Source organism: Streptomyces gilvus (assembly GCF_022513565.1).
Taxonomy (GTDB): Bacteria; Actinomycetota; Actinomycetes; order Streptomycetales; family Streptomycetaceae; genus Streptomyces; species Streptomyces gilvus.
In genome coordinates, this window is sequence record NZ_JAKWBE010000001.1 from 118,181 (window position 1) to 144,106 (window position 25,926).

General features: G+C 73.2%; 17 protein-coding genes. 12 read left to right on the forward strand and 5 right to left on the reverse strand.

All coding sequences use genetic code 11. The features are described from left to right. Positions 1–76 precede the first annotated feature (76 nt). The 5 genes from MKW14_RS00570 to MKW14_RS00590 all read left to right on the forward strand — a co-directional run bounded on the left by MKW14_RS00570 (position 77) and on the right by MKW14_RS00590 (position 8,698). The gene (locus MKW14_RS00570) at positions 77–2,902 is read left to right on the forward strand and encodes an SCO1167/SCO6262 family helicase (protein WP_240858073.1); all 2,826 of its coding nucleotides are present in this window, start codon (positions 77–79) and stop codon (positions 2,900–2,902) included. A gap of 1,337 nt (positions 2,903–4,239) precedes the next feature. Then, positions 4,240–5,715: an SWIM zinc finger family protein gene (locus MKW14_RS00575; RefSeq protein WP_374116527.1), complete on the forward strand. Its 1,476-nt coding sequence runs from the start codon at positions 4,240–4,242 to the stop codon at positions 5,713–5,715. 126 nt (positions 5,716–5,841) lie between these two features. Beyond that, positions 5,842–7,149: a bifunctional 3-oxoadipate enol-lactonase/4-carboxymuconolactone decarboxylase PcaDC gene (gene pcaDC, locus MKW14_RS00580; RefSeq protein WP_240858074.1), complete on the forward strand. Its 1,308-nt coding sequence runs from the start codon at positions 5,842–5,844 to the stop codon at positions 7,147–7,149. A gap of 69 nt (positions 7,150–7,218) precedes the next feature. Next, entirely contained in the window at positions 7,219–7,854 is a 636-nt protein-coding gene (locus MKW14_RS00585; RefSeq protein ID WP_240858075.1) for an MBL fold metallo-hydrolase, read from the forward strand. 52 nt (positions 7,855–7,906) lie between these two features. Continuing rightward, positions 7,907–8,698, forward strand: coding sequence for an exodeoxyribonuclease III (locus MKW14_RS00590; RefSeq protein ID WP_240858076.1), 792 nt, complete (start codon positions 7,907–7,909; stop codon positions 8,696–8,698). A gap of 10 nt (positions 8,699–8,708) precedes the next feature. Here MKW14_RS00590 and MKW14_RS00595 read toward each other — a convergent pair whose 3' ends face one another. Then, entirely contained in the window at positions 8,709–10,475 is a 1,767-nt protein-coding gene (locus tag MKW14_RS00595) for an SGNH/GDSL hydrolase family protein (RefSeq protein ID WP_240858078.1), read from the reverse strand. Between the two features lie 163 nt (positions 10,476–10,638). On the opposite strand from MKW14_RS00595, the gene MKW14_RS00600 reads away from it, so the two are divergent. After that, complete coding sequence (locus tag MKW14_RS00600; RefSeq protein WP_240858079.1) at positions 10,639–11,046, forward strand: DUF6278 family protein; 408 nt, start codon at positions 10,639–10,641, stop codon at positions 11,044–11,046. Positions 11,047–11,209: 163 nt separating this feature from the next. Here the strand turns inward: MKW14_RS00600 and MKW14_RS00605 are convergent, their stop codons facing one another. After that, on the reverse strand, positions 11,210–12,811 hold the full coding sequence (locus tag MKW14_RS00605) for a CocE/NonD family hydrolase (RefSeq protein WP_240858080.1): 1,602 nt from the start codon (positions 12,809–12,811) through the stop codon (positions 11,210–11,212). Positions 12,812–12,926: 115 nt separating this feature from the next. Then, entirely contained in the window at positions 12,927–13,685 is a 759-nt protein-coding gene (locus tag MKW14_RS00610; protein WP_240858081.1) for a hypothetical protein, read from the reverse strand. Positions 13,686–13,829: 144 nt separating this feature from the next. Between MKW14_RS00610 and ggt the strand changes: the two genes are divergently transcribed. Next, entirely contained in the window at positions 13,830–15,635 is a 1,806-nt protein-coding gene (gene ggt, locus MKW14_RS00615) for a gamma-glutamyltransferase (protein ID WP_240858082.1), read from the forward strand. Between the two features lie 11 nt (positions 15,636–15,646). Here the strand turns inward: ggt and MKW14_RS00620 are convergent, their stop codons facing one another. Then, a complete protein-coding gene (locus MKW14_RS00620; RefSeq protein ID WP_240858083.1) occupies positions 15,647–18,184 on the reverse strand; it encodes an ATP-dependent Clp protease ATP-binding subunit in 2,538 nt (845 codons plus the stop codon). Positions 18,185–18,605: 421 nt separating this feature from the next. Further along, positions 18,606–19,376, reverse strand: a complete 771-nt coding sequence (map, locus tag MKW14_RS00625; RefSeq protein WP_240858084.1) for a type I methionyl aminopeptidase — start codon at positions 19,374–19,376, stop codon at positions 18,606–18,608. A 57-nt stretch (positions 19,377–19,433) separates the two neighbouring features. Here map and MKW14_RS00630 point away from each other — a divergent pair, with 57 nt between their 5' ends. The 5 genes from MKW14_RS00630 to MKW14_RS00650 all read left to right on the forward strand — a co-directional run bounded on the left by MKW14_RS00630 (position 19,434) and on the right by MKW14_RS00650 (position 25,777). Next, positions 19,434–19,685, forward strand: coding sequence for a helix-turn-helix domain-containing protein (locus MKW14_RS00630; protein WP_240858085.1), 252 nt, complete (start codon positions 19,434–19,436; stop codon positions 19,683–19,685). 126 nt (positions 19,686–19,811) lie between these two features. Further along, positions 19,812–21,869, forward strand: coding sequence for a hypothetical protein (locus tag MKW14_RS00635; protein WP_240858086.1), 2,058 nt, complete (start codon positions 19,812–19,814; stop codon positions 21,867–21,869). A 201-nt stretch (positions 21,870–22,070) separates the two neighbouring features. After that, positions 22,071–22,910 (forward strand): nitrilase-related carbon-nitrogen hydrolase, encoded by an 840-nt coding sequence (locus MKW14_RS00640; protein WP_240858087.1) that lies wholly within the window; start codon positions 22,071–22,073, stop codon positions 22,908–22,910. Continuing rightward, on the forward strand, positions 22,907–24,190 hold the full coding sequence (locus MKW14_RS00645) for an aspartate aminotransferase family protein (protein ID WP_240858088.1): 1,284 nt from the start codon (positions 22,907–22,909) through the stop codon (positions 24,188–24,190). The genes MKW14_RS00640 and MKW14_RS00645 overlap by 4 nt, the downstream gene beginning before the upstream one ends. 27 nt (positions 24,191–24,217) lie before the next feature. Further along, the gene (locus MKW14_RS00650) at positions 24,218–25,777 is read left to right on the forward strand and encodes a PucR family transcriptional regulator (protein WP_240858089.1); all 1,560 of its coding nucleotides are present in this window, start codon (positions 24,218–24,220) and stop codon (positions 25,775–25,777) included. Positions 25,778–25,926 lie beyond the last annotated feature (149 nt).

Here is a 25,926-nt window from a genome sequence, read left to right on the forward strand (position 1 = left end):
CGGGGCCGATTGTCAGAGGCCGCCCGTAGAGTCGAAGACGTCTGATCCGACACACGGGCGGGAGGTGACAGGTCGTATGCGTGAAACGGCTGCGGTGGCCGAGCGCGAGCAGGACGCGGGGGCGACGGTCCCCGTCCGGCTCGCGGCCGTCTTCCTGCCCGCGCCCCTGCCCCGGGACGGCCGCGTCGCCTTCTGGGACCCCGACGGCGGCCCCCTGCCCGCCGAGGACACCGAGCTCACGGTCGTACGGCGGCACGGCGCGGGCGTACGACGCCGGACCACCCCCGCCCTCACCCTGCCGGTCGGCGAGGCCCTGCCCCTCCTCGTCCGGGCCCGGCGCGACCCGGCCGCCCACCCCGCCACCGTCTGCTGGGGCGCGGCCGCCCTGCACGCCCTGCGGCTGACCGCGCGCGGCCGGCTGCTGCCCGGACTGACGGCGAGCGGCCACGACGCCTGGCGGGCCGGCCCCCTGGACCCGGACGACATCGCGCACCTGCGCGCGGTCGCCGCCGCGCTGCCCTCCGAGGGACACGCGGTCCCGCTGCCCGGCCCCGGCCCGCTCCGGCTGCCCGAGCCGGAGGCGCTGATGCGGTCCTTCCTGGACGCGGTCGCCGACACCCTGCCCCGCACCCCCGCCGCACCGCACGTCTCCGGCAGGCCCTTCGCGGACCGCCGGCCCCAGCGCCTGCCCGCCGCCCACGAGTGGGCCGCGGAGGTCGCCGCCGGCATGGACGCGGGCGTGCGCGTCTCGCTCCGCCTCGACCTGTCGGCGTACGAACTGTTCGACGACGACGAGGGCGTGCGCAGGGCGGGCGCCGCGATCGTGCAGGTGCACAGCCTGGCCGACCCCACCCTGGTCGTCGACGCGGCGGCCCTGTGGGCGGGCGAGGCGGACGCGGTGTTCGGCCCCCGCGCCCGCGTGGACGCGGCCCTCGCCGTGCGCCGCGCTGCCCGGATCTGGCCGCCCCTCGACCGCCTGGCCGAGCAGGACGTGCCCGACGTCCTGCCGCTGTACGACGACGAGCTGGGCGATCTGCTCGGCGTGGCCGCCACCCGGCTCGCGGCCGCCGGGGTCGCCGTGCACTGGCCCCGCGACCTCGCCCAGGACCTGTCCGCGGCAGCCGTCGTACGGTCCGCGCCCGGCTCGGCCACCGACGGCACCGGGTTCTTCGAGAGCGAGGAATTGCTGCAGTTCCGCTGGCAGCTGGCGCTCGGCGGCGACCCGCTCAGCGAGGCGGAGATGGACGCCCTCGCCGAGGCCCACCGCCCGGTCGTACGGCTGCGGGACCGCTGGGTCCTGGTCGACCCCGCCCTCGTCCGCAAGGCCCGCAAACGCGAACTGGGCCTGCTGGACCCCGTCGACGCGCTCTCCGTGGCCCTGACCGGCAGCGCGGAGGTGGAGGGCGAGACGGTCGAGGCGGTGCCGGTCGGCGCCCTGGCCGCCCTCCGTGAGCGCCTGACGACCGGAGTACGTCCGGCCGAACCACCCCCCGGCCTGCGGGCCACCCTCCGCGACTACCAACTCCGCGGCCTGGCCTGGCTGGACCTGATGACCTCCCTCGGTCTCGGCGGCTGCCTCGCGGACGACATGGGGCTCGGCAAGACGATCACCGTCATCGCCCTGCACCTCAAGCGGGCCCGCACCGAGCCGACCCTGGTGATCTGCCCGGCCTCCCTGCTGGGCAACTGGCAGCGGGAGATCACCCGCTTCGCGCCCGGCGTCCCCGTCCGCCGCTTCCACGGCCCCGACCGCACACTCGACGACCTCGAGGGCGGCTTCGTGCTGACGACGTACGGCACGATGCGAACGACCGCGCCGCGGCTGGCCGAGCAGCGCTGGGGGATGGTCGTCGCCGACGAGGCCCAACACGTCAAGAACCCCTACTCGGCCACCGCGAAGGCCCTGCGCACCATCCCCTCCCCGGCACGTGTGGCCCTGACCGGCACACCCGTGGAGAACAACCTCTCCGAACTGTGGGCCCTGCTCGACTGGACCACCCCCGGGCTCCTCGGGCCCCTGAAGTCCTTCCGCGCCCGCCACGCGCGTGCGGTGGAGAACGGCGAGGACGAGGAGGCGGTGCGGCGGCTGGCCCGCCTGGTGCGCCCCTTCCTCCTGCGCCGCAAGAAGTCCGACCCCGGGATCGTCCCCGAGCTGCCGCCGAAGACCGAGACGGACCATCCGGTGCCGCTCACCCGGGAGCAGGCGGCGCTGTACGAGGCGGTGGTGCGGGAATCGTTGCTGGCCATCGAGATGGCGGAGGGCATCGCGAGGCGGGGCCTGGTGCTCAAGCTGCTGGGCGCGCTGAAGCAGATCTGCGACCATCCCGCGCTCTACCTGAAGGAGGAGCCCGGCGCCGACGGCCGCCTGCTCGCTCGCTCCGGCAAACTCGCGCTGCTGGACGAGCTGTTGGACACGGTCCTCGCGGAGGACGGGTCGGCGCTGGTCTTCACGCAGTACGTGGGGATGGCCCGCCTGATCGCCGCCCACCTCGCCGCCCGCGCGGTTCCGGTGGACCTTCTGCATGGTGGCACGCCCGTCCCCGACCGCGAGCGCATGGTGGACCGCTTCCAGTCCGGCGCGACCCCGGTCCTGGTGCTGTCCCTCAAGGCGGCCGGCACCGGACTGAACCTCACCCGCGCGGGCCATGTCGTCCACTTCGACCGCTGGTGGAACCCGGCCGTGGAGGAACAGGCCACCGACCGCGCCTACCGCATCGGCCAGACCCAGCCCGTCCAGGTCCACCGCCTCATCACCGAGGGCACGGTCGAGGACCGCATCGCCGAGATGCTCGAAGCCAAGCGTGCCCTCGCCGACGCCATCCTCGGCTCCGGCGAGTCGGCCCTCACGGAACTGACCGACCGCGAACTGTCCGACCTTGTGTCCCTCCGGAGGCCCACATGACCCCGGGCCCAGCGGACGAGGCCCGCCGAGCGCTACGGGAAGCCCTGGAGCGGCGGCGGGGGGCGGGAGAGGCCGTGCGAGGAGAGGCCGCGGGAGGAGAAGCGGCGAGGGGAGAGGCTGCGGGAGGAGAGGCGGCAAGCGGAGAGGCTGCGGAGGAGCGGACGCGGGGGGAGCGACTGGCTGCGGGGCGGTCGGGGGCGGAGGGGACGGCGGGGGAGCGGTTGGGTCCGGAGCGGCTGTCGGGGGAGCGGGTGGCTGCGGAGCGACTGTCGGGGGAGCGGGTGCCGGAGGAGCGCCCGGGGGTGGGTCAGCGGGCGGAGGAGCAGCCGGCGACGGAGCGCTCGGGGGTGCGCCAGCGGGCGGAGGAGCGGTCGGGAGCGGACTCGCGGGCGGTGGAGCGGTCGTCGGTGGGCCAGCGGGCGGTGGAGCGCTCGGCGGTGGAGCGGTCGGGGGCGGACCAGCGTGCTGAGGAGCGGTCGGCGGTAGAGCAGCCTTCGGTCGTGGACGCGGCGGCCGGGGACCTGGTGGCCGATTATGCCGCGGCGACTGAGAACGGAGCGGCGATCGGGAAGGGCGCGGCGACTGAGAACGGCGCGGCGATCGGGAAGGGCGCGGCGACTGAGAACGGCGCGGCGATCGGGAAGGGCGCGGCGACCGAGAACGGCGCGGCGATCGGGAAGGGCGCGGCGACCGAGAACGGCGCGGCCACCGACAAGAGTGCGGTCACCGACCACAGCGCGGCGACCTACAAGAGCGAGGCGACCGAGGGTGCGCCGAACAAAAAGACCGCGGGAAGCGTGGATGCGCGCGTGTCTCCCCGGCGCGATGCATCCCGGCCCGGCGACGGCGCACGCGCGGCGCTGCGTGAGGCCATCGCCGCCAGGCGAGGGAGGGGTGAGGACACCGATGACGCGGGGCGGCCCGGCACGTCGAGGGGCTCCCGACCGGCCGACTCGGTGAAGAGGGATGCCGACTTGTCGAACGGGGAGACCGAGCCCGCGATCCCGCAGGCACCGGGCGACGACGAGAGCGCGTTGACCAGTGAGGGGGAGGAGAAGAACCCCTCGCCGACGGATCCTCCGGCCGCGCGGCCCGCCGCCGTGGCGCGGGAGGCTCTGCGCGCCGCTCGCAGTGAGGCGCGGCGGGCCGAGGCGGAGGCCGGGCGCTCGGGAGGCCGTCCGGCCTGGGGGCCGCGCCGTGCGGAACGGGCCCGGGACGAACGCGGTGACGGCACGGCCCGCCGTGGCACTGGGAGCGGCAGTGAAGGTGGCGGCGGTGGCCGTCGCGGTGGCGTAACGGCGCGTGACGTGAAGGATCTGCTCGCCGGGGCCTTCCGGATGCCTTCGGCGGACGAGGCGGACGGCCCGGGCCACGACGACGTCCCTGCTGCTCACAGTGCAGGTGCGGCCCGGCCGACCCCGCCCCCGTCACCCGACCCGAGCGACCCCGCCCCCACCACGGACTCCTCCCGCGCCCCGTCCTCCGAAACCCCCGCACCACCCCAGCACGCGCCCTCCATGGCCGCCCCCTCCCGCGACGGAGAGCTGCGCCGCACCTTTCCCGCGTTGCCGGCCCCGGCCCCGGTACCGGCGGCCTCCGGCGCGTCCGATCCCTCCGCCGGGCCCCGGTTCGCGGGGACCTGGTGGGGAAATGCCTGGGTGAGGGCGTTGGAGGAAGGCGCGCTGGACGCCAAACGGCTGGCGCGGGGGCGGAGTTATGCCGAGCAGGGGCATGTGGACGCCATCACGGTCACCCCGGGGCTCGTGCTGGCGTATGTGCAGGGCAGCCGGCCACGCCCGTATCGCGTGCAGGTGAGGCTGCGGACCCTGGACGACGCCGACTGGGCGCGGTTCCTGGACGCCGCCGTAGAGCGGCCCGGACACATCGCCGCGCTGCTCGACAAGGAGCTGCCGCAGTCCCTCGCCGACTGCGGCGTGCCACTGCTGCCCGGAGCGCGCGACCTCGACCCGCACTGCAGCTGCCCCGACCGCGGCCACCCCTGCAAGCATGCCGCCGCCCTCTGCTACCAGACGGCCCGTCTGCTCGACGCCGACCCCTTCGTCCTGCTCCTGCTGCGGGGCCGCGGCGAACGTGAGCTGCTCGACGCCCTCTCCCGGCTGAACGCCGCCCGCGCGGCCCGCGCCGCCCAGGACCAGGAACCGGCGCCCCTTCCCGGCGTACGCGCCACGGAAGCCCTCGCGCACCGCCAACTGCCGCCCCTCCCACCGCCGTTGCCCGCACCGCCCCACCCCGAGCAGCCCCCGGTCTACCCCGCCGCGCCCGGCGGCCCGGACCCCTTCGCGCTGGACCAGCTGGCCACCGACGCCGCGGCCCGCGCCCACGCCCTGCTGACCTCCGGACGGGACCCGGTGGCGGAGCTGACGCTGTGGCAGGACGCGGTCCGGCTCGCCGCCGCCCGCCCCGGTTCCGGACTCACCGCCGCCACCCGCGCGCTGTACGCCTCGCTGGCCTCGGCCACCGGCCGCACCCCGGCCGACCTGGCCCGCGCGGTCGCCGCCTGGCGCCAGGGCGGCCTGGAAGGGCTCGCCGTCCTGGAGGAGGACTGGGACCCGCCCGCCGGACGCTTCGACCGGGCCCGGCCCCTCCTCCTCGCCGCCGACCTCCCCGCCTTCCGCCCCTGGCGCAACCACCTCACCCACCCCCGCGGCCACGTCCAGCTCCGCCTCGGCCGCGACGGCCTCTGGTACGCCTACGAGTCGGAGCCGGGCCGCGACGACTGGTGGCCCCGCGGCACCCCCGACCTCGACCCGGTGGGCGCCCTCACGGGCCTCGGCACACCGGGTGACCCATGACCGTGGTGGCGCGGGCCACCGTCCCGTGAAGGCGGTGTGAGGGTTCGCCGGTGATCCGCTGGAGCCGGGTGCGAGGTCTGGGGGCCCAGGGGCCGGGTGGCCGGAAACGGCGGTTAGCGTGGAGCGGTGAGTGAGACGAAGTCCCCCGCCCTCCAGTACCGCTTCGACGGCCCGGACGACGCCCCTGTCCTCATCCTCGGACCCTCCCTCGGTACCACCTGGCACATGTGGGACCGCCAGGTGCCGGAGCTGACGAAGCAGTGGCGTGTCCTCCGGTTCGACCTGCCGGGGCACGGCGGCGCGCCCGCGTACCCGGCGGGTTCGGTCGCCGAGCTCGTCTCCCGGCTGCTGGCCACGCTCGACGGGCTGGGCGTGCAGCGCTTCGGCTACGCGGGCTGCGCCTTCGGCGGCGCGGTCGGCCTGGAGCTGGCGCTGCGCCACCCGGAGCGGCTCGCCTCGCTCGCGCTGATCGCCGCCTCGCCCCGCTTCGGCACGGCCGACGAGTTCCGCCAGCGCGGGGTGATCGTACGGACGAACGGGCTCGACCCCATCGCCCGTACCTCCCCGGACCGCTGGTTCACCGGCGGGTTCGCGGCCATGCAGCCCGCGATCACCGACTGGGCCGTGCAGATGGTGCGCACCACGGACCCCGGCTGCTACATAGCCGCCTGCGAGGCGCTGGCCGCCTTCGACGTCCGGTCCGAGCTGGGCAGTGTGGGTGTGCCGACGCTCGTCCTCGTGGGCTCGGAGGACCAGGTCACCGGGCCCGCCGAGGCCCGTACCCTGGTCGCCGGGATCCCCGACGCCCGGCTGGCCGTCGTGCCCGGCGCCTCCCACCTGGTGCCGGTCGAGCAGCCCGCCGCCGTCACCGACCTGCTGGTCCGGCACTTCTCCACCGCCTGGCAGCCCGGCTACGTCGAGTCCTCCACCGGTCAGATCGCCATCCCGGCCGCCCCCGTCAAACCGCTCCTCACCCCGCCGGTGCAGCCCGCGCCGTCCGTGCCCATCGCCGAGATCGCCCCGCCGGCCGTACCGCCGCAGCCGCACGGACGTCCGGACCCGTACGACGCCGGGATCAAGGTCCGCCGCGAGGTGCTCGGCGACGCGCACGTGGACCGGACGCTGGCGCAGGCGGACGAGTTCTCGGGCGATTTCCAGGAGCTCGTCACCCGCTACGCCTGGGGCGAGATCTGGGACCGGCCCGGCCTCGACCGGCGCACCCGCAGCTGCGTCACCCTCACCGCGCTCGTCGCCGGGGGTCACCTGGAGCAGCTCGCCGCCCACACCCGCGCCGCCCTGCGCAACGGCCTCACGCCGGGCGAGATCAAGGAGGTGCTGCTGCAGGCGGCCGTCTACTGCGGTGTGCCGGCGGCCGGCAGCGCCTTCACGGTGGCCCAGCAGGTGATCAAGGAGGAGACCACCCCGACGGAGTGACCGCCGGCCGTGCGGCGCGCGGCCCGGGGCGGGCCGTCCCGGTGGCGCGCGGCAGGGCAGGATGGAGCCATGAAGCTCACGAAGATGTCCCACGCGTGCGTGCGTCTCGAGAAGGACGGGCGGACGCTCGTCCTCGACCCGGGCGGATTCAGCGAGCAGGACGCCGCCGTCGGCGCGGACGCGATCCTCGTCACCCACGAGCACCCCGACCACTTCGACGAGGGCCGGCTGCGGGCGGCCCTGGAGGCCGACCCGGCCGCCGAGATCTGGACGCTGAAGTCGGTCGCCGAGCAGATCTCCGCCGCCTTCCCGGGCCGGGTGCACACCGTCGGCCACGGCGACACCTTCACCGCCGCCGGCTTCGACGTCCAGGTCCACGGCGAGCTGCACGCGGTGATCCACCCGGACATCCCGCGCATCACCAACGTCGGCTATCTGATCGACGGCGGCACGGTCTTCCACCCCGGCGACGCCCTCACCGTCCCCGGCCGGCCGGTCGAGACGCTGATGCTGCCCGTCATGGCCCCCTGGAACAAGATCTCCGAGGTCATCGACTACGTCCGCGAGGTGAAGCCGCGGCGTGCGTACGACATCCACGACGCCCTGCTCACCGACCTCGCCCGCCCGATCTACGACCGTCAGATCGGCGGCCTCGGCGGCTCGGAGCACCTGCGGCTGGCACCGGGCGACTCGGCGGAGGTCTGAGCGGGACGGGCGGGAGGCCCCGTTGTCGTACCCGCCGGGTAGGTTGTGGGGCATGCGCATCGCGACCTGGAACGTGAACTCGATCACCGCCCGCCTGCCGCGGCTCCTGGCCTGGCTGGAGAGCAGCAACACGGACGTGCTCTGCCTCCAGGAGGCCAAGCTGGCCGAGGAGCAGTTCCCCTTCGAGCAGCTGCGCGAGCTGGGGTACGAGGCGGCGGTGCACGCGACCGGCCGGTGGAACGGCGTGGCGGTGCTCTCCCGCGTCGGCCTGGAGGACGTCGTCAAGGGCCTGCCCGGCGACCCCGGCTACGACGGCGGCGTCGAGCCCCGTGCCGTCTCGGCGACCTGCGGCCCGGTCCGCGTCTGGTCGGTGTACGTGCCCAACGGCCGCGAGGTGGACCACCCGCACTACGCCTACAAGCTCCAGTGGTTCGAGGCGCTGAAGGCGGCCGTCGCCGGTGACGCGGCCGGCAGCCGCCCCTTCGCGGTCCTCGGCGACTACAACGTCGCGCCGACGGACGACGACGTCTACGACGTGGCCGCCTTCGAGGGCCTCACCCATGTCACCCCGGCCGAGCGCGCGGCCCTCGCCGCCCTGCGCGAGGCGGGCCTGTCGGACGTCGTCCCGCGCCCCCTGAAGTACGACCACCCGTTCACGTACTGGGACTACCGCCAGCTCTGCTTCCCCAAGAACCGCGGCATGCGCATCGACCTGGTGTACGCCAACGAGCCCTTCGCGAAGGCGGTCACCGACGCGTACGTGGACCGGGAGGAGCGCAAGGGCAAGGGCGCCTCGGACCACGCGCCGGTGGTGGTCGACCTGGACGTACCGCTGGCGCCCTGAGCCCGGGGGCTCACGACACCAGCGTCCGCAGGTCCACCGAGTCGGCGAGCGCCGCGAGCCCCGCGTCTCCCGGATGCAGGTGGTCCCCGCTGTCGTACACCGGCAGCATCCGCGCGGGCTGCTGCGGGTCCCGCAGCACCGCGTCGAAGTCCAGCACGGCGTCGAAGGCCCCGCTGTCCCGGATCCAGGTGTTCACCGTGACCCGCTCGGCGTCGACGGCGGCCGTGCACTGGATCTCGCCCGCGCAGGGCAGGATCGTGGCCGCCAGCGCTCGCAGCCCGCGCGCGTGCGCCCGGTCGGCGATCCTCCGCAGCCCCGCGACGACCTGCTCGGCTCTCGCCAGCCGGCGCACGTCGTTGACGCCCTCGAAGACGATCAGCGTACGGGCCGAGGTCTGCGCGAAGGCGTCCCGGTCCAGCCGGTCGAGGGCGCTCACCCCCGAGGCGTCCGTGGACACGCCGTCACCGGGATACCCGTCGCTGACCACACGGTTGGCGGAGATCCCCTGGTTGAGCACCCCATAGCGCGGGACCGCATACTGCGAAAGCAGCCGGCGGGCCAGCACATCGGGCCACCGCCGGTTCGCGTCGACCGTGGACCGGTCGCCGTCGGTGATCGAGTCCCCGATCACCACCACCGACCCCGGCCCGCCCCGCACGTCCACACCGGTCAGCAGCGGCCAACCGGTGAGCACGGTCGTGTACGCCGCCCCCGAGGCGTCCGCAGTGTGATCGCCCGGCACGCTGACGTACGAATGCTGCACGGCGAGCCGGTGCACGGGCGCAGCCGTCACCGTGTCCGGCAGATGGAAGCTCACCAGCAGGTTGGTGTCCGCGGGCACGGTGAAGCCGAGCGGGTCGCTGAACGCCTGTGCCCCCGCTGGGATCTCGACGCCCCCCGCCCCGCCGAAGGCCACCGGCACCGGCACCTCCCGCGCCGTCGCCCCCTCGGACTGCACGGCGACCGTCGCGCCCCCGATCCGCACCGGCGTCCCCGCGAAGGTGTTGTCGAAGCGCAGCCGTACCCGCGGCCCGCCCACCGAGGTGTGCACCACCAGCCGCACCGTCCGGTCGCTCCACGGACCCACGGCCGGGTAGCCCGAGGTGGCCGCCGCCCAGGTCCCGGCCCAGCCGGCACCCGACGCCCGCACCGCCAGCGCGAACACATGCGCCCCGGCCGCCCGCGGCAGCCGTACCGAGACGACCGGACGTTCCCTGACCAGCGGCACCGTCACGACGTACAGCCGTGTCCGCTCGGCGACCTGCCCGGCGGGTGTGTTCAGGTGCGGCAGCGCCACGGCCTTGGTGGCGAGCGGGCCGGTGCGCCAGTCGGGCATCGTCAGCCGGTACGAGGAGCGGGTGCCGTCCGCGTACGCCACCTCGCCCGCGCCGCCCACCGGGGCGCCTTTCGTGCCCGCCACCAGGAAGGCGAGGGCGTCACCGCGGCCGCCCAGGCGCACCTGCTGTCCGTCGGCCAGGACGTTGTCCGGCGCGCCCGGCCGCCGACGCGGCCAGGCGAGCCGGGCGCCCTGCACGGTGAGGGTGCGGCCGGGCGTCCAGCCGGCGGCGCTGAGGTCCCGGGCGGACAGGGAGGCGCCGAGACCGTCGAAGTCCGCCGCGTCCGGGCGGGCGTCGTCGCTGACCGCGGAGTTGTCGAAGAACCGCTCCAGCGGCTGCGGGGCCGCCCGGCCGGCCGCGCCCGCGTGCGCCGTCGGGGCCGGCACCAGGGCCGCGAACAGGGCGATGACGATCGCGCATCCCGGTGCGGGTCGACGCAACTGAGGTTCCTCCCGCTCACCAAGGGGACGAAAGACGCAGGTGAAGCTAGAGAGACGGCCGACCACCGTCAACGAGCCATGCGCGGACCTCAGTGAAGTCACCCCGAAGTGAGCATCCGCGCGCCTGTGGTGCGGACGAGGGTGCGAGTGACACGCTGGGTGTATGAAGATCCCTTTTCTGGGCGACCGGCACGAGAGGTACGGCGACCTCGATCCCGAGGGCATCGCCGAACTCCTCGCCGAGTGCGAGCTGCTGCGCTCCCTGGCTGCCGAGGAGGGCGTCCAACTCGACGACACCGTCGACTCGTTGGAGGCCCTCGACCAGCTGCTGCCGCGCTGGCGGGACGAGGAGGACAACGAGCCCTGGCTGGGCAACGACGCCGGCCTCTATCTGGGCACCGTCATCGTGCGGGGCGTGCCCGGTGCCGCCTGGGAGATTCGCTCGGACGGCCAGCCGGTCGTCCGGCTGGAGTCCGGCCGCGAGTTCGACGTCGTGGAATCGGGGCACGAGTGGGCCGCGAGCGGGGCCCCCGAGCTGTCGCAGGTGTATGCCGAAGTCGCGGAGACGTGATCCTTTGGCCAGCGAATCGACGTAAATACGGCTAATGCCCGGTAAGTGCGTGTCGGGGTAACTCAGCCACTTCCGTCCGGTTAGTTTGCGGCGACCACGACACAGCGGAGAGTGAGTGAGCAAGGGGGAGATCACACCGTAACCGCCCGGCGGCAGCCGGAGATCACTGCTCGCGCAGCGGGATGGACACGTACGACGGGTCGTTCGCAGGCGAGGAGAAGGTCAGCTGCGCGCCGGACGGGTTGTGTTCGATGTACAGAGGATCCACTGTGTCGACGACCAGCGCGAGACGGTGCCCCGCCGGGACGTCGTAGGCCGTGGAGAACAGCTCCAGATCGACGCCGAACGGCTTTCCGGGGGTCCGCCCGTGGAAGGTGTAGGGCGCGTTGCTGACCAGTTTGCCGAGGCCGAGCGGCCCCACGTCGTAGAGATAGGCGACGAGGGTGCCGCTCTCGTTCGTCGGGGTGAGGGTGGTGTGCAACCTGGCCGTACCGCGCACGTGTTGGGCTGTCGAGTACCGCTCCGACTGCCACACGGCGGCCCAGCGGCGGGGGAGCAGCGGGATGGACGCGACCGGCGGGAGCTGTGCGACCTGGTCGAGGATGCTGGAGAGGAACACGATCCCGCCGTCCGCCCCGGAGTCGACGTTGGTGTGGATCGTGGTGGTGCCGGCCAGCGCGATCTTCCGCTCGGTCGCGGCGACCGACTTCCAGTCCGGATACCCCTCGTAGCCGCCGGTGGAACGGGACTTGAGCTGGACCGGCTGCTCCCGGTCGATGCCGTTGTCCGTGCCCTTGAGGTAGTGGTCGAACCAGCGCCCGGTGTCGCTCCACACGTCGTTGGGCAGGCCGAACAGACCGGTCAGCTCGGCGGTCGCGTGGTCGCCGGGGCGGAACTCCAGTCTCTTCGGGCCGGTCAGCCTCTCGTAGAAGGCCGCTGACTGATTGGGCGGAAAGATCGTGTCGCCCCAGGAGCCCGCGAGCATGACCGCCGCGCCGTTCTTGTTGAGCTGGTCCACGTACGTCGCGGGGGAACGTTTCTTCCCCCAGTCGACGAGTTCCTGCTCCTTCGACAGGTTGGCGGCGTAGAAGTCGTCGAAGACCTGGCGCACTTCGGGGTCCGGCCGGCCGGTGACCAGGCTCACCCCGTCCAGCAGGGCCGCGGCCTGCACGTGCTGGGTGCGGCCGGAGTAGATCGAGCCGATCAGGTCGGCCCAGCCGCTGAGTGCGGCGACGGCCTTGATCCGCTTGTCGTGCGCGGCCGCGAGCAGGCTGATGCCGGCGCCGTAGGAGACGCCCGCCATGCCGATGTGCCGCGCGTCCGCCGGGGTGTTGGCGAGCGCCCAGTCGATGACCTTGGAGGCGTCGGCGGTGTCGGGCGCGCCGGCCACCTCTATCTCACCGCCGGACTGCCAGAAGCCGCGGACGTTGTAACCGACCACCACGTAACCGGATTCGGCGAGTTTCTGGGCCTGGGCGAGGTATTCGACCTGCGGGAAGCCCCAGCTCGTGGGCAGTACGAGCAGCGGGTAGCGGCGGGTGCCGTCGGCGCCCGGGGGCAGGACGACGTTCGCCTTGAGGACGGTGCCGCCGTCGCCGCTGATGTCGACGAAGCGGACCGCGCTCGCGGCCTGAGCGGCGGGGGCGACGCCGAGCACGCCACCGGCGATCAGGGTCGCGGAGACGGCGCCCACGGCGGTCGTGCGCAGGGCATGTGTCGCCCACCACCACCCTGTTCGAAGGCGCTCCGCGCCCCTTGGATCCATGGGTCACTCCTCACTCGGACCGTGCAAAGTGACCAGACGGTAACCGCGGCGCCTTACGCGCGGTAACCCGCCAGTAAGTTACGTGCCAGTAACGATTGTTGTGGTGTGAATCAGTTCAGGACGCGCGGTGGGAGTTGTGTGGAGCCGCCGGAGCGGGCAGCGGGGTCCTGGCCTCCCTGGTCACGTCCGCGACCAGTTCGACCACGTCCGGGCCGTACGCCTGCGAGTTGACCACCTTCAGCAGCAGTACGAAGGAGTCGTCGCCGTGCTTGCGGGCCAGCCGCTCGTGGTTGCGGGCGAGATAGCGGGTGGCGGCCTGGTTGGTGATCGCGGTCTGGCCGCAGAAGAGGAAGACCGGGCGCGCCCGGGGGCTCTGGTCGACGGTGAGCCGGGCCAGCAGCGCGTACTCCTCCCGGCCCGGCTCCACCCGGTAGCGCTCGGTGCCGACCTGGAACGCGCCGCGGTCGGGCCCCGGTTCGGGGTCCACGTTCACCCGCACGCCCGGGAGCAGGGAGGCCAGATGCGCCATCATGCGGCGGTTCGAGGCCGGGCCGCCCACGCAGAACTCGGTGCGTTCACCGAAACCCTGACGTGCCGTGTCGTGCGGGAGCACCTGCGCGTGGGCGTTGCAGTCCTTGATGAGGGCGGAGAGTTCCAGCAGTGCGAACACGTCGTAGCGCATCACGGTCAACTCGGGCCCGCCGGCGCCGCGGTTGACCACCAGCAGCGACTCCGAGTTGTCCGGCAGCCCGAAGAACGCCTGCTTGCGGCGGAGTTTGCGCCGCCACAGGTACGTACGGGCCAGCCAGCCGAGCGCGGCGGAGATCGCGGCCGCGACCACACCCAGGACGATGTTGCGCACGTCGTCGTTCATGGGCGCGCATGGTAGCGGTCCGACGCGGCGGGTACGTACCGGTGTTCGATGTGTGGCGTTCGCGTGACAGCAGCCGGAAGGGGTCTGTCGAGGCCCCCTGTGATGTGGTTACGCTGCGCGGACGGTCTTGGACTGGAGGTAGTGATGCGTCGCCCTGTCGCGCGGAAACTGTCGGTCCTGGCGGTCTCGGCCGCCGTGGTGTCGGTGGGGGCGGCGGCCCCGCCGACCACTCCAACGAGCGGGACACCGGCGAAGGTTCCGGTCCAGGTCGGCTACGGCGGCGCGGTCGCCAGCGTCGACGCGGACGCCACCGCCGCCGGGATCGAGGTGCTGAAGAAGGGCGGCAACGCGGTCGACGCGGCCGTCGCGACGGCCGCCGCGCTGGGCGTCACCGAGCCCTACTCCTCCGGCATCGGGGGCGGCGGCTACTTCGTCTACTACAACGCCAAGTCCCGTACGGTGCACACCATCGACGGCCGGGAGACGGCGCCGCTGACCGCCGGCTCCGACCTGTTCGTGGAGAACGGCAAGCCGCTTGCCTTCGCCGACGCCGTCAGCAGCGGTCTGAGCGTCGGCACGCCGGGCACGCCCGCGACCTGGCAGACGGCGCTGGAGAAGTGGGGCAGCAGAAAGCTCGGTACGGTGCTGAAGCCGGCCGAGAGAATCGCCCGCGACGGGTTCACCGTCGACGACACCTTCCGCTCGCAGACCGCGTCGAACGAGACGCGGTTCCGCTACTTCCCGGACACGGCGAAGCTGTTCCTGCCGGGCGGGCAGCTGCCGGTGGTCGGCTCCACCTTCAAGAACCCCGAACTCGCCCGCACTTACCAGGAGTTGGGCAAGAAGGGTGTCGGCGCGATCTACCACGGCGATCTCGGCCAGGACATCGTCGACACGGTGAACCACCCGCCGGTGGACCCGGCTTCGGGCTGGAACGCGCGGCCGGGCAAGCTCTCCGACAAGGACCTCGCCGGCTACCGCGCCAAGCTCCAGGCGCCGACCGAGACCGGCTACCGCGGACTGAAGGTCTACTCGATCGCCCCCTCCTCCTCCGGCGGCACGACGGTCGGTGAGGCGCTCAACATCCTGGAGAACACGGATCTTTCGAAGGCGAGCGAGGTCCAGTACCTGCACCACTTCATCGAGGCCAGCCGGATCGCGTTCGCGGACCGGGGGCGCTGGGTCGGCGACCCGGCGTTCGAGGACGTACCGACCCAGGGGCTGCTGTCACAGCGGTTCGCCGACTCGCGGGCCTGCCTCATCAAGGACGACGCGGTGCTGACCAGCCCGGTGGCGCCGGGCGACCCCCGGCATCCGGCCGCGTGCGGTGCGGGCGGTACGGCGGCTCCGACGACGTACGAGGGCGAGAACACCACGCATCTGACGGTGGCCGACAAGTGGGGCGACGTCGTGTCCTACACCCTCACCATCGAGCAGACGGGCGGCAGCGCCATCACGGTGCCCGGGCGCGGGTTCCTGCTCAACAACGAGCTGACCGACTTCTCCTTCACCCCGGCCAACCCGGCCGTGCACGACCCGAACCTGCCGGGACCCGGCAAGCGGCCGCGCTCCTCCATCTCGCCGACCATCGTGCTCGACCGGCACGACGTCCCCGTGGTGGCGGTGGGTTCGCCCGGCGGGGCGACCATCATCACGACCGTCCTGCAGGTGCTGACCGAGTTCCTGGACCGGCATCTGCCGCTCGTCGACGCGATCGCCGCGCCGCGCGCCAGCCAGCGCAACGCCGCCAAGACCGAACTCGAACCGGCCCTCTACAACAGCGACGTGCGCGGCAAGCTGGAGGCCATCGGCCACGCCTTCTCGCTGAACCCGGAGATCGGCGCCGCCACCGGTGTGCAGCGGCTGCCCGGCGGCAAGTGGCTGGCCGCCGCCGAGACCGTGCGCCGGGGAGGTGGATCGGCCCGGGTGGTCGACCCCTCGGCGCCGTAACCGGCCGCCCCTCACAGCCCCTTGTCCGCGAGTCCCTTGTCCGTGAGGAACTCCAGGCGTCCGTCCTTGACGTCCACCGTGACCCGGCTGCCCTCCGCGATCGTGCCGTCGAGGAGCAGCCGGGAGAGGTGGTTGTCGACCTCGCGCTGGATGGTGCGGCGCAGCGGGCGGGCGCCGTACTCCGGCTCGAAGCCGCGCTCCGCCAGCCAGTCCAGCGCCGGGGCCGTGAACTCGGTCGAGATGCCCTGGGCGTGCATCAGACGGCGGGTCTTCTCCAGCAACAGGTCGGTGATCTGCTTGAGTTGATCACCCGTCAGCTGGCGGAAGACGACGATCTCGTCGACGCGGTTGAGGAACTCCGGGCGGAAGTGGTCGCGCAGGGGGCGCAGGATCTGCTCCCGGCGGGCCTCCTCGTCCGCTTCCGTACCGGTCGAGCCGAAGCCGATGCCGGCGCCGCGGCGGGTGATCGCGTCCGAGCCGAGGTTGCTGGTCATGACGATCACCGTGTTGGTGAAGTCGACCGTGCGGCCCTGGGAGTCGGTCAGCCGGCCGTCGTCCAGCACCTGCAGCAGGATGTTGAAGACGTCCGGATGGGCCTTCTCCATCTCGTCCAGCAGCAGCAGCGAGTACGGGTGCCTGCGTACGACCTCGGTGAGCTGGCCCGCCTCCTCGTGGCCGACGTATCCGGGCGGGGCGCCGACCAGCCGGCTGACGGTGTGGCGCTCCTGGTACTCGCTCATGTCGAGCCGGACCATGCGCTCCTCGCTGCCGAACAGGGCCTCGGCGAGGGCGCGGGCCAGTTCGGTCTTGCCGACGCCGGTCGGGCCGAGGAAGAGGAAGCTGCCGATCGGGCGGTCGGGGCTGGCCAGCCCGGCGCGGGAGCGCAGGACGGCCTCGGCGACCACGCTCACGGCCTCGTCCTGGCCGACGACCCGCTGGTGCAGATGCTCCTCCAGGCCGAGCAGGCGTTCCTTCTCCTCCTGGGTGAGGCTGCTGACCGGGATGCCGGTCTGCCGGGACACCACCTCGGCGATGGCCTCCGCGCTCACCTCCAGCTGACCCTCGTCGGCCTCGTCGCCCCCGGCCGCGTCGGCGATCCGCTGCTTCAACTCACTGATGCGGTCGCGCAGTTGGGTCGCCTGCTCGTACTGCTCGTCGGCGACGGCCTGGTCCTTGTCCCGGGTCAGCTGCTCGACCTCGCGCTCCAGGGTCCGTACGTCCGTGCCCTTGGTGCGGGCGCGCAGCCGCACCCGGGCGCCCGCCTGGTCGATCAGGTCGATGGCCTTGTCGGGCAGCCGGCGGTCGGTGAGATAGCGGTCGGACATCTCCACGGCGGCGACCAGCGCCTCGTCGCTGTAGCGGACCTGGTGATGGGCCTCGTAACGGTCGCGCAGTCCGCGCAGGATCTCGATGGTGTCGGGGACGGACGGCTCGGGGACCAGGATCGGCTGGAAGCGGCGGGCCAGCGCCGCGTCCTTCTCGATCCGCCGGAACTCCTCCAGCGTGGTCGCGCCGACGATGTGCAGCTCCCCGCGGGCCAGCGCCGGTTTGAGGATGTTCCCGGCGTCCATCGCCCCGCCCTCGCCACCGCCTCCGGCGCCGACGACGGTGTGCAACTCGTCGATGAAGACGATCAGTTGGTCGGAGTGGGCGCGGATCTCGCCGACGATGGTGTTGAGGCGTTCCTCGAAGTCGCCGCGGTAGCGGGTGCCCGCGACGACGCCGGTCAGGTCGAGGGCGACGACCCGGCGGCCGGTCAGCACGTCGGGCACGTCCCCGTCGGCGATCCGCTGGGCGAGCCCCTCCACGATGGCGGTCTTGCCGACACCGGCGTCGCCGATCAGCACCGGGTTGTTCTTGCCGCGCCGGGACAGCACCTCGATGGTCTGCTCGATCTCGTCGTCCCGGCCGATCACCGGGTCGATACGGCCCTGCCGCGCCAGGTCGGTCAGATCACGGCCGTACTTGTCGAGGGTCGGCGTACCGGTGGAGCGGGGCCGTTCGCCACGCGGCTGCGTCGACTCCGGGGCCTCCGGCGGCAGGTTGGACGGGGCGAACCGGGCCGAGTTGAGGATGTGTCCGGCGGCCGAGTCCGGGTTCGCGGCCAGGGCGCTGAGCACGTGCTCGGGGCCGATGTAACCGGTTCCGCTCGCGCGGGCGAGCTCGTGCGCGTCCAGCAGGGCGCGCTTGACGGCCGGCGTGAGCGAGAGGGAGGTGGGCGCGGGCGCGTCGTCGGGCGAGTGCTGGGCCGGGCCGGAGCGTTCGTCGATCTCCGACGCCAGCGAGTCGGGGTCCGCGCCGGCCCGGCTGAGCAGGCTGCGGGTCGGCTCGGTCGCCAGGGCCGCGCGCAGCAGGTGCTGGGTGTCGAGGTCCCGGCTGCCGTGCTCGGCGGCGTACTGGGCTGCGCCGCGGACCAGTTCCCGGGCGGGCTGACTGAGCAGCCGGCCGATGTCTATCTGCCGGGGGCCCTGCCGGGGTCCGCCGAAGAATCGGGCGAAGAACTCGCTGAACGGGTCGTAGCCCTCTGGTCCGCTGAAGCCGCTGGTCATGGCGTTCCCATCCGGCGTCCCTGCGCGGGCCGGGGACGCCCTCGCTGATCGACGTGCCGGGGCCGGGTAACCAGGGCCGCAGCCGGTTACACCTCGGGCGCGCGTCCGTAGAACACCTTCGCACGGATGGGGGGCGGTGGCACCTTCGTCGGTCCCGTCACCTTCGGCGAAGTACCGCCCGCCCTTTGCGGTTCCGCTCGCCGTGCACCGACGACACGCCGCCCGGGGGCTGCCCGGCCGGTGCTCGAACCCCATGCGCGGCCTGCCCCGCCGGTGCTCGAACCCCATGTGCAGCCTGCCCCGCCGGTTTCCGAGCCCCATGTGCGGCCTGCCCCACCGGTGTCCGAGCCCCGGTGCGCCCTGCGCGAGCCCGCGCCCCCCACATACGGGCCTGCATGAGCCCGCTTCGACCAGGCGGGCGTCAAGCGCGCTCGGTCAGGATTCTCGGGCCCGCGTCCATGATCGCCACCGTGTGCTCGACGTGGGCCGCGCGTGAGCCGTCGTTCGTGCGCAGGGTCCAGCCGTCCGGTGCCGTGTGCCAGTCGTCCTTGCCGCCGCCGATCAGCATCGGCTCGATGGCGATGGCCATGCCGTGGCGCAGCGGGAAGCCGCGGCCGGGACGGCCCTCGTTCGGCACCCCCGGGTCCTCGTGCATACGACGGCCGATGCCATGACCGCCGAAGCCGTCCGGGATGCCGTAGCCGGCCGCCCTGCACACCGTGCCGATCGCGTGGGCGATGTCGCCGATGCGGTTGCCGACGACCGCCACCTCGACGGCAGCCGCCAGCGCGCGCTCGGCCGTCTCGATCAGCCGCAGGTCCTCGGGGCGCGGGGTGCCCACCGTGAAGCTGATCGCGGAGTCACCGACCCAGCCGCCCAGTTCGGCGCCGCAGTCGAGGGAGACGAGGTCGCCGTCGCGCAGCCGGTAGCCGGTCGGGATGCCGTGCACGATCGCGTCGTTCACCGAGGCGCAGATGACGGCCGGGAAGGGGACGGGGGCGAAGGAGGGGCGGTAGCCGAGGAAGGGGGAGGACGCGCCCGCCTCCCTGAGCACCCCGCGGGCCACCTCGTCCAGCTCCAGCAGGGAAACGCCCACGTCGGCGGCCTCCCGTGCGGCCGTCAGGGCGCGCCCGACCACCTGTCCCGCCTCGTACATGGCCTCGATCGCGGAGTCCGTCTTCAGTTCCACCATGCCAATTAATATACCGGCTTCTTCGACCGGGTTGAAATGCCGGATTAGAATGACGCCATGGTGCGCACCCCTCTCACCCCCGAAGAGCGCGAACGCGGCGAGCGGCTCGGCCGGATGCTCCGCGAGGCCCGTGGCGGGCGGAGCATGACCGAGGTCGCGGCCGAGGCCGGGATCTCCGCGGAGACGCTCCGCAAGATCGAGACCGGGCGGGCGCCGACCCCCGCGTTCTTCACGGTCGCCGCGCTCGCGCGGGCGCTTCGGCTGTCGATGGACGAACTGGTCGAGCGGTGCGCGCTGGTGCCCGTCTGACGCTTCTCAGCCAAGATCCCGCAATGAGGTGTCCGCGCCCCCGCTGAAAACTTCCCGTAGCACCCCCGTAACACGACTGGTGTTGCCTACGGAACCGGAGTGCTCCGGTCAGGCGGGAGTTGTGCGATGGCTTTGGATCAACTCCCGGGGCAGGTACGGGAGTTCGCGAACTACCTCAACGGCCTGCTGGCACGCCTGGACCAGGCCGGCGGCTGGTGCGCGGTGTTCTGGCAGCGCGACCCGGACGGTATGCGGGCCTGTCTCGACGGACGTGAGGTGCCGCCGTGGGACGTGGTGGAGGCGCTGCTGCAGGATCTCGTCACCGAACGGAGTCCGGCCGCGGTGGCGCCGGAACTGGGCCGTGCCCGCGCGCTGCACACCGCCGCGCTCACCGCGTACGACGCGCGTCCCGGCGGGCGGGACGCCCTCGGTGACCGGCTGGACGTCATGCTCCGCGAACAGCGTTACGCCGCCGAACGGCAGGCCCAACTGAGCCGTCTGCTGGCCTCCGCGACCACCGGTCAGGAGGCCGACGCCCTCCGCCTCGACCTCGCCTGGGCCCGCGACGACCATGAGCGCGCCACCGCCCGATGTGTGGAACTCCGGTCCCGGATAGCCGAGTTGGACCGGCAGCTGACGGGCATCCGGGCCACCGCGATGCGCCGGGGACGACTCGCGGGCGCGATGTACCGCGTCGGTGAGGAGGGTCGCGCCGACGACGCCGCGGACGAGGGGAGCGGCGGCTGGCGGGACGGACGGGACGGACGGGGAACCGGTTTCCCACAGCAGCGCGGCGCGTACGATCCCACGTCTGCGGGCGGCCAGGCCGAGCAGCAGCTGGCCTCCGGCTTCGAGCACCCAGCCTCGTCCACCCACCCGGCCCCAGGCTTCGGGCACCCAGCCTCGTCCACCCACCCGGCCCCAGGCTTCGGGCATCTCGCCCCGTCGACTCACGCGGACCCCACCCCAGGGCGCCCAGCCCCCTCCGCCCACCCGGCCCCAGGCTTCGGGCACCTCGCCCCGTTGACTCACGCGGACCCCACCCCAGGGCGCCCAGCCCCCTCCGCCCACCCGGCCCCAGGCTTCGGGCACCTCGCCCCCTTGACTCACGCGGACCAGGCCCCAGGGCACCCCGCCCAGGCGACCCACCCGGCCTCTGGTCTCGGGCACCTCGCCCCGTCGACTCAGGGAGCCCTCGACCCAGGCCACCCGGCCTCCGCCACCCTCCCGGCCCCCGGATTCGGGCATCCCGCCCAGTCGGCCTACGCGGACCCCGCTCCAGGGCGCCCCGCCCACTCGACCCAGCCGGACCCCGCTCCAGGGCGCCCCGCCCACTCGACCCAGCCGGACCCCGATCCAGAGCCTCCCGCCCGGTCGGCCCAGCGGGCCTCCGCCTCCCAGCCCCCCGCTCCGTCGGATTCCGCTCCCGCCCAGGAACCCCCCTCCCGTAAGCAACGCAAGCGGCGAAGGGGCAGTGCTCGGTTTGCCGGGATGGAGGTGGAGAGCGCGGGCGTCGTCGTGCCGCCCGGTCGGGTGGAGGTGCCGGCCGCCGCCGAGGGGGTCGGAGGGCGTACGCCTCGCGGGGCCCGGTTCGCCGGGGGCGTGGAGGAGGCGGACGAGGGAGTGGTGGAGGCGGCAGTCGAGGCCGTCGACGTGGGGGCGGCCCGTGACGTCGGTGACGCCGTGGGGCGGCTGGTGCGACTGCGGGCGGAGGGGCGCAGCGGTGAGGCGCACGCGCTGCTCGTCGAGGCCGCCCACTGGCCCGCCGCCCGCTTCCCGCTGCTCGCCGCCGGGCTGCAGCGCGCCGGCCTGAGCGCCGACTGGGCCACGCTGCTGTGGGAGGCCGCCTCCCTGCCCGCCGAACGACTGGTCGGCGCCGCCGACGCCCTCACGGCGGCCGGCCGTGGCGGCGACGGCGAGCAGATCCTGCGGCAGGGCGTGGCCCGCCCGGCCGGCGAGATCGGACGGGCCGTGCTGGAGCTGGCCGCCGAGGGGCGCCACCGCGAGGTCCGTGCGCTGCTCGACGCCTATGTCCGCGTCCGCACCCCCGAGGAAGCCGCCCGCAGCGCCGAACCCGACCCGGGGGTCCTCGTGCCGCTGCTGCTGGAGGCGGCGCGGGGCGTCTCGGACGAGCGACACTGGGACCTGGTGCACGCCCTCCGGGTCGCCGGCCTCGCCACCTGACCGACCCCTGCCGCCCCCGACCCCGCCGCCACCCACCCCCTCCCACCAGCCCCGGCACTCACCCACCGGAGTGTGAAACGTGATCGACCCCGCGGGTTGACGACGATGGTCTTGGCAAGGCCGTCCCGGAGGCTTACGTTCGTCCCTCTACGGCCTGTTCTACGGGCGTAGAGGCTCTGCGACCCGCCGAAGGAGCAGCTCATGGCCAACGTACGCGCCGCTCTGGTCCAGGCCACCTGGACCGGCGACACCGAGTCCATGGTGGCGAAACACGAGGAGCACGCCCGCGAGGCGGCCCGCCAGGGTGCGAAGATCATCGGTTTCCAGGAGGTCTTCAACAGTCCCTACTTCTGTCAGGTCCAGGAACCCGAGCACTACCGCTGGGCCGAGCCGGTGCCCGACGGGCCGACCGTGAGCCGGATGCGGGAGCTCGCCCGCGAGACCGGCATGGTGATCGTCGTACCGGTCTTCGAGGTCGAGCAGTCCGGTTTCTACTACAACACCGCCGCCGTGATCGACGCCGACGGCACGGTCCTCGGCAAGTACCGCAAGCACCACATCCCGCAGGTCAAGGGCTTCTGGGAGAAGTACTACTTCAAGCCGGGCAACGTCGGCTGGCCCGTCTTCGACACCGCGGTCGGAAAGGTCGGCGTATACATCTGCTACGACCGCCACTTCCCGGAGGGCTGGCGGCAGCTCGGCCTCAACGGCGCCCAGTTGGTCTACAACCCGTCGGCCACCCACCGCGGGCTGTCCTCCCACCTCTGGCGCCTGGAGCAGCCCGCCGCGGCCGTCGCCAACGAGTACTTCGTCGCCGCGATCAACCGCGTCGGCCAGGAGGAGTACGGCGACAACGACTTCTACGGGACGAGTTACTTCGTCGACCCGCGTGGACAGTTCGTGGGTGACGTGGCAAGTGACAGCAAGGAGGAACTCGTGGTCCGTGACCTGGACTTCGACCTGATCGAGGACGTCAGGCAGCAGTGGGCGTTCTACCGGGACCGCCGGCCGGACGCGTACGAGGGGCTGGTGCAGCCGTGAGCGACCTGTACGCCCGCCACCGGTCCGTCCTGCCCGACTGGCTCGCCCTCTACTACGAGAACCCGATCGAGATCACCCACGGCGAGGGCCGCCACGTCTGGGACTCGGACGGCAACCGGTATCTCGACTTCTTCGGCGGCATCCTCACCACGATGACCGCGCACGCGCTGCCCGAGGTGACGAAGGCGGTCAGCGAGCAGGCCGGGCGGATCCTCCACTCGTCCACCCTGTACCTCAACCGCCCGATGGTCGAACTCGCCGAGCGCATCGCCCAGTTGAGCGGCATCCCGGACGCCCGGGTCTTCTTCACCACCTCCGGCACCGAGGCCAACGACACCGCCCTGCTGCTCGCCACGACCTACCGGCGCAGCAACACGATCCTGGCGATGCGCAACAGTTACCACGGCCGCTCCTTCAGCGCGGTCGGCATCACCGGCAACCGCGGCTGGTCGCCGACCTCGCTGTCCCCGCTGCAGACGCTGTACGTCCACGGCGGGGTCCGCACCCGCGGCCCGTACGCCGCCCTCAGTGACGCCGACTTCATCGCCGCCTGCGTCGACGACCTCAAGGACCTGCTCGGGCACACCCGCCCGCCCGCCGCGCTGATCGCCGAACCGATCCAGGGGGTCGGCGGCTTCACCTCGGGGCCGGACGGCCTGTACGCGGCCTTCCGCGAGGTGCTCGCCGAGCGCGGCATCCTGTGGATCGCCGACGAGGTGCAGACCGGCTGGGGCCGTACCGGCGACCACTTCTGGGGCTGGCAGGCGCACGGGCAGAGCGGGCCGCCGGACATCCTCACCTTCGCCAAGGGCATCGGAAACGGCAGCTCCATCGGCGGTGTCGTCGCCCGCGCCGACATCATGAACTGCCTGGACGCCAACAGCATCTCGACGTTCGGCGGCACCCAGATCACCATGGCGGCCGGTCTCGCCAACCTCACCTACCTGCTGGAACACGACCTCCAGGGCAACGCCCGGCGCGTCGGCGGGCTGCTCATCGAGCGGCTGCGGACGGTCGCCGCGCAGGTTCCGCACGTACGCGAGGTGCGGGGCCGCGGGTTGATGCTCGGCGTCGAGCTGGTGAAGCCGGGGACGGACGAGGCCGATCCGGACGCGGCGGCCGCCGTGCTGGAGGCGACCCGCGCCGACGGCCTGCTGATCGGCAAGGGCGGCGGCCACAACACCAGCGCCCTGCGCATCGCCCCGCCCCTGTCCCTCACGGTCGCCGAGGCCGAGGAGGGCGCCGCGATCCTCGAACGCGCTCTGAGGAGCCTCACGTAACAGTGCACTGAGCAAGGGAACAACGCGATGACCACCACCTTCGGGACTCTGGAGCCGGCGCTGTCCGTGGGGCAGATCCTCATGCTCGAACGGGTTCTCGCCGGGGAGCCCGAGGTGGTGGCCGGGGCGGCCCAGCTGGACCGGCCGGTGCGCTGGGTGCACGTCGCCGAGGCGCCCGACGTGGGCGTCATGCTCAGCGGCGGCGAGATGGTCCTCACCACCGGCGTCCTGCTCGCCGGCGACGAGGACAAGCAGGCCGAGTACATCCGGTCCCTGCACCGCGCCGAGGCGGCGGCCGTGGTCCTCGGGCTCGGCCGTGCCTTCCCGGCGCCCCCGGACGTCATGCGCCGGGCCGCCGAGCGGTGCGGGCTGCCGATGGTCGTCCTGCACCGTCCCTTCCCCTTCGCGGAGCTGACGGAGGAGGTGCAGGCCCGGCTGATACGGCGGAAGTTCGCCGCCGTCAGCCTGTCGGAGTCCGTACGGACGGCCCTGACCGGGCTCATCACGGCGGGCGCCCCGCTGCAACGGCTCCTCGACGAGGTCGCCCAGCACAGCGCCTGTCCCGTGGTCGTCACCAACCTCGCCCACCGCGTCCTCGCCACGGCGGGGGAGCGGCCCGCCGTGGACGACGTGCTGCGCGACTGGGAGCGCATCGCCCGGCAGGCGGGCGGCAGCGAGGGCGACGGCTGGATCCGTGCCGAGCTGGGCGGGCGCGGGGAGCGGTGGGGGCGGATCGTGCTGTGCGGGTACCGGGGCGACACCGCCACCGGACGGCTCCTCGCCGACCGGGCCGCCGAGGCCCTCGTCCTGCACCGCATGCTCGGCGGCGCCTCGGCCCACACCTGGGAGGAGCAGTCGGCGCAGAGCCTGCTGACCGACCTGGTGAGCGGGGTCGTACCGGCGAGGCAGCTGCTGCCGCGTGCGCGGGCCGCCGGGCTGCCCGTCAACCGGCGGACCTTCGTGCCGCTGGTCGTACGGCACGCGGACGCGGCCCGGCTCGACCGGGTACTGCGCATGGTGGGGCTGCCGGGGCTCGTCGCCGAACTCGCCGACGGGGCCACCGCCGTGCTGCTCAGCCTCGCCCGGGACCAGGACGCGTCGGTGCTCATCGCGAACTTCGCGGCCCGGGTGCGCTCGGAGGCGGCGCGGACGGTGGTGGCCGCCGCCGATCCCCGTACCGCCTGGGACGACGTGCCGGCCGGTCTGCGCGAGGCGCAGCACGTCGCCGACGCCGTGGCGGACTCCTCGCCGGTCCTCGACCTGCCGGACGTCGTCCGCCTCAAGGACGTGCATCTGCGGGGGCTGGTCCGGCTGCTCAGGGACGATCCGCATGTGCAGTCCTTCGCCGAGCGGGAGCTGGACGGGCTGCTGTGCTCCGCCGACGACGATCTGCTGCCGGTGCTGCGCACCTATCTCGCCACCGGCCGCAACAAGTCCCGCACCGCCCAGCTCCACCACGTCTCCCGGCCCGCGCTCTACCGCCGGCTGGAGGCGATACAGACCCGGCTCGGCGTCGACCTCGACGACTTCGAACAGGCGGCCTCCGTCCACATCGCGCTCCTCGCGCATGACGCGCAACAGCGCTGAAACACGCGACGACCTGGGAAAACGGCGGTGAAACATGGGCCCACGACAGAGTGACACCGTGACACGCCGCACCCCCGCAGACGTGACACTGTGCAACTCAAAGCAGGTTTTCGGACTTCCTAGTCTTCTCGCACACCGAGCGACCGGAG

What these genes read in the sequence shown, in the direction of transcription:
- MKW14_RS00570 (WP_240858073.1), top strand. Translation starts at nt 77, where the DNA reads ATGCGTGAAACGGCTGCGGTGGCCGAGCGCGAGCAGGACGCGGGGGCG.
- MKW14_RS00575 (WP_374116527.1), top strand. Translation starts at nt 4,240, where the DNA reads ATGCCTTCGGCGGACGAGGCGGACGGCCCGGGCCACGACGACGTCCCT.
- MKW14_RS00585 (WP_240858075.1), top strand. Translation starts at nt 7,219, where the DNA reads ATGAAGCTCACGAAGATGTCCCACGCGTGCGTGCGTCTCGAGAAGGAC.
- MKW14_RS00590 (WP_240858076.1), top strand. Translation starts at nt 7,907, where the DNA reads ATGCGCATCGCGACCTGGAACGTGAACTCGATCACCGCCCGCCTGCCG.
- MKW14_RS00600 (WP_240858079.1), top strand. Translation starts at nt 10,639, where the DNA reads ATGAAGATCCCTTTTCTGGGCGACCGGCACGAGAGGTACGGCGACCTC.
- MKW14_RS00605 (WP_240858080.1), bottom strand. Translation starts at nt 12,811, where the DNA reads ATGGATCCAAGGGGCGCGGAGCGCCTTCGAACAGGGTGGTGGTGGGCG.
- MKW14_RS00610 (WP_240858081.1), bottom strand. Translation starts at nt 13,685, where the DNA reads ATGAACGACGACGTGCGCAACATCGTCCTGGGTGTGGTCGCGGCCGCG.
- ggt (WP_240858082.1), top strand. Translation starts at nt 13,830, where the DNA reads ATGCGTCGCCCTGTCGCGCGGAAACTGTCGGTCCTGGCGGTCTCGGCC.
- MKW14_RS00620 (WP_240858083.1), bottom strand. Translation starts at nt 18,184, where the DNA reads ATGACCAGCGGCTTCAGCGGACCAGAGGGCTACGACCCGTTCAGCGAG.
- map (WP_240858084.1), bottom strand. Translation starts at nt 19,376, where the DNA reads ATGGTGGAACTGAAGACGGACTCCGCGATCGAGGCCATGTACGAGGCG.
- MKW14_RS00630 (WP_240858085.1), top strand. Translation starts at nt 19,434, where the DNA reads ATGGTGCGCACCCCTCTCACCCCCGAAGAGCGCGAACGCGGCGAGCGG.
- MKW14_RS00635 (WP_240858086.1), top strand. Translation starts at nt 19,812, where the DNA reads ATGGCTTTGGATCAACTCCCGGGGCAGGTACGGGAGTTCGCGAACTAC.
- MKW14_RS00640 (WP_240858087.1), top strand. Translation starts at nt 22,071, where the DNA reads ATGGCCAACGTACGCGCCGCTCTGGTCCAGGCCACCTGGACCGGCGAC.
- MKW14_RS00650 (WP_240858089.1), top strand. Translation starts at nt 24,218, where the DNA reads ATGACCACCACCTTCGGGACTCTGGAGCCGGCGCTGTCCGTGGGGCAG.